At 39.5% G+C, this 3470-nt stretch carries 3 protein-coding genes and 1 pseudogene; 1 reads left to right on the forward strand and 3 read right to left on the reverse strand.

Annotation, left to right across the window (positions count from 1 at the left end; translation table 11 throughout):
• Positions 1–183, forward strand: a 183-nt coding sequence (locus tag NY78_RS25695; RefSeq protein WP_231584079.1) for a hypothetical protein, incomplete at its 5' end; no start/stop codon positions are given.
• A 288-nt stretch (positions 184–471) separates the two neighbouring features.
• Here the strand turns inward: NY78_RS25695 and NY78_RS24355 are convergent.
• The 3 genes and pseudogenes from NY78_RS24355 to NY78_RS25700 form a co-directional block, all read right to left on the reverse strand.
• A complete protein-coding gene (locus NY78_RS24355) occupies positions 472–939 on the reverse strand; it encodes a response regulator (RefSeq protein ID WP_197084314.1) in 468 nt (155 codons plus the stop codon).
• Positions 896–2737, reverse strand: coding sequence for a sensor histidine kinase (locus NY78_RS24360; protein WP_197084313.1), 1842 nt, complete (start codon positions 2735–2737; stop codon positions 896–898). The genes NY78_RS24355 and NY78_RS24360 overlap by 44 nt, the downstream gene beginning before the upstream one ends.
• A 450-nt stretch (positions 2738–3187) precedes the next feature.
• Positions 3188–3468 (reverse strand): annotated as a pseudogene (locus NY78_RS25700) (DsrE family protein).
• Positions 3469–3470: the final 2 nt, after the last annotated feature.

A 3470-nucleotide genomic window follows, 5' to 3' on the forward strand; every position in this document is an offset into this window, starting at 1 on the left:
GGGTTCCGATTCCTTCCTGATTTCTCCAGATCCGTGCCGATTCTCCTTGTCCATCTCCTGATCCACTGGTCAAAAGTGCATGTTCCTGCGTTTTCTGGGGTAGTTAAGCGGGATGATTCGCAGAGTTCTTCCATTGTCTGCGCTGAAAACCGGCAAATCAATCATTTCCAAAAAGTCCAGTAAACTCGAATTCTGGGACATCAGTCCCACGGTGATTTTACGCCAACAATTAGATACTTAATCGGTAGTAATTTATGAACTTTTTGAACATCAGCGGCAACACCAAGTAAACTTCACAAGCAGAGGCCGATGGGATACTCTCTGCACCTGTCCAGCTCAATGACGAAGCAGCAGAACTGATGCGGCTACGTTCAAATACGCAGGTTCCTGCGTTTTTCTGGGGACTAAAAAGGCGGATGCGCAGATTTATGTCAGTAAAATTAACGTTACGATTAATGTCGTAAGAACTTTTTAAACGTTTTGTGGTTCGGCATGGTAGCGCCCGTATTTGTGAAGTATTTGTATGAGGGTGTTGAACTCAATTGGTTTTGATAGGTAGTCATTCATTCCCGATTCGATGAACATTTCTTTGTCTCCTGGCATGGCGTACGCTGTTAAGGCGATGATAGGGATGTTTGCATAAGTAGTTTTGCTTGCTCTGATTCTCTGGGTAGTTTGTATTCCATCTAGTTCAGGCATCTGTATGTCCATGAGAACCAAGTCGTAGTTATTTTGTGAAAGTAATTCTAGAGCAGCTATTCCATTGTTTGCAACATCTATGAATAACCCAATTTTTTTTGCTAAATGTTGCAGTGCTATTTGATTAACTTTTTCGTCTTCTGCTAAAAGTATTTTGATTGAGTCTGTAGGTTTAAAAGTTTGTAGATCAATTAGTTCATTTTTTTTGAGGGAGTAGAGTGTCGCGCTGTTCTGAGTAATAAAATGGCAGCGTTAGGTCGACGGTTGTTCCTACGTTTTCCTCGCTTGAAATACATAATGTTCCTTCCATTGTTTTGACAAGTCTTGTGACAATGGACAGTCCGAGTCCAGTTCCAGATTTGCTTTGCGTATAAGTTCCTTTAATCTGTGTAAACGGCTTGAAAAGTCGTTTGATTTGCTCTTGTGGGATGCCAAGACCAGTGTCAGTTATGGTGAACATTATGGTGATTTTTTTAAATTCGGGACATGTTTGAATTGGTGAGGCTGAAACCACAACAGAGCCATCAGATGTCGCTTTTAAGGCGTTTCCTATCAAATTAAAAAGTATTTGACGTACTTTTAGTTCGTCGCCAATCAAAAGAGGTAGATCGTTAACAATATGTGATTCATATTTTATTTTTTTATCTTTTAAAATAGATTTAAAGAGAATTTCCATGTCGTCTAGCATACGAGCTAAAGAAAATTCCGTGATACAAGATATTTCTTTTCCTTGTTCCAGTCTTGCCAAGTCTAAAATCTCATTTACTAGAGCGAGCAATTTTTTTGTAGATTCAAGAGCTAAGGAGGTGTATAATTTCTGTTCCGTTGTGAGATTGGTGCCTTCGCATAGTTGAAGCATGCTCATTATTCCATTGAAAGGAGTTCTAATCTCATGGCTCATGGTTGCGAGGAATCTAGATTTAGCTAGGTTGGCTGCTTCTGCATCTTCTTTCGCTTTTATTAACTGTGAAGATGATTTAGATATCCTCTTGATCATGTCGTGGAAAGAAAGCATTAGCTGAGTTAATTCATCCTGGTATATGTCTCCATTGTAATTTTTGTTAGCAATATCATTGTTTTGTGTTAAGTCGTGTAGGATTTCTATGCGCCTTGTTATCGTCTTTTGAGAGTAGTGTCTGAATATCAATACAGTTAGTAATGTTGCAGTGAGGGTAGTGCCAAGGCTTAAATGTAAATATTTATTAGCTTCTGTATAAATTGAAGACGTCGGTATGCCAAACAGGAAGTACATGAATGGGGTGTTGGATTCATTTGTTGTTATACTTATGGAGCTGTAGAATTTTTCAATGTTGTCTGATCCAAGGTCAATGAAACTGTTTTCTGAATCTGAACTTGAGATTTTTTTCCAAAAGTCTTCTCGAAGTTTGGAGCCTATTTGGTAATGTTTTGGATCGGGCGGAATTCTAAGTAAACTTATGCCATTGTGGTCAAATATTCTTATGAAAGAACCTTCTGGTAGATAAGTTTTCGAAAATATTGCGTCTAATTTGTTTAGATTTATGGAAATTACGAGCACTCCGAGAGTTTTGTTTGAATGGTTTTTAACAGGGTAGGAAAAATGAAATACTGGGTTATTTGTAATCCTGCCTACTATATATTCACCGGTCGAAAATTTGCCTGTTTTAATTGCATCTGTAAAGTATTTTCTGGTGCTAGAATTTGTTGCTTCTTGTATTTGCTTTCCAGACGCAATGACATTTCCATTTGAATCGCAAAAGAATAGATTGCTATAGATTTCGCCATTGCTTAGTAAGATGCTTGAAAACAATCTAGACATTGATGCGGCGTCAACTTGCTGTACTTCGTCTTCTTGTGAGAGTAATGATAATATTTCTCTGGTTTTTGTTATAAGACTCAGTTGAAAAAATTTTATTTCGTGTATAGCGTGAGATATGTTCTTTTCGGCAATAGTATAGTTTTGAGACCTCACCTTGTAATTCAGCAGTGCTAAAATGGCTAGTATGGGGACTAGAGATGCTAACATTAAGATAATTACACGATTTTTTATTTTTCGCATTGGAAGCCTCTGTTTGTCTATTCGCTGTGTGTTACACGATGTATTTGTGCTTGTAGGTTTACTTAGATTTAAGTTGATATCTAGTCGTAAAATCATCAATGGAGCTTAGGTATTGTAGCTTTTATTTTGTAAAATCAACTGCAACAGCATGTAAACTTCCCAGGCAGAGGCCGAGGGGATACTCTCTGACTCGGTCCAGGTCCAGCTGACCCATTCGGACGGCAGCACCGGCCTCGCTGGGACCGAATCCTGGTACAGCTTACCACACCGTTAAAAACTGGTGAACCGCCGGGTGGGGCGGTCCACCACCCCAACTAAATCTCTTCCTCTCTTTGATCCCCAGGGTTCTCCTGGTCCATCCCATATCCAGTTGGTCAAAAGTGCAGGTTCCTGCGTTTTGGGTGAATTAAGCCCAGGCCATCTTTGTTGACGATCTGGGCTCTAAACTTTTTAGTAGCTAATGATTTTATCAGCGAGCTTGACCTGTTCGTAAAGAGTCTTCATATTTGACAACTTGACGTATTCACTTTCATCCACACCGTGGATGATCATGCACTTACCTCAAGCGGCTAGTAGTCCGTCGCTCAGTGAGAATAGTTTTGTTTCTCCAGAAATGGGAAATTGTTCTGAATCTCCTTGATAGAGGTCGACTCCAGGGCCATTCAGGAAAATGGTGACTTCTTCGCCAGCGTTTAATGGAAATTTCCGAAGCGAACAGCATTCCATTTGATTT

The sequence above is a fragment of the Desulfovibrio sp. TomC genome (assembly GCF_000801335.2).
GTDB lineage: Bacteria > Desulfobacterota > Desulfovibrionia > Desulfovibrionales > Desulfovibrionaceae > Solidesulfovibrio.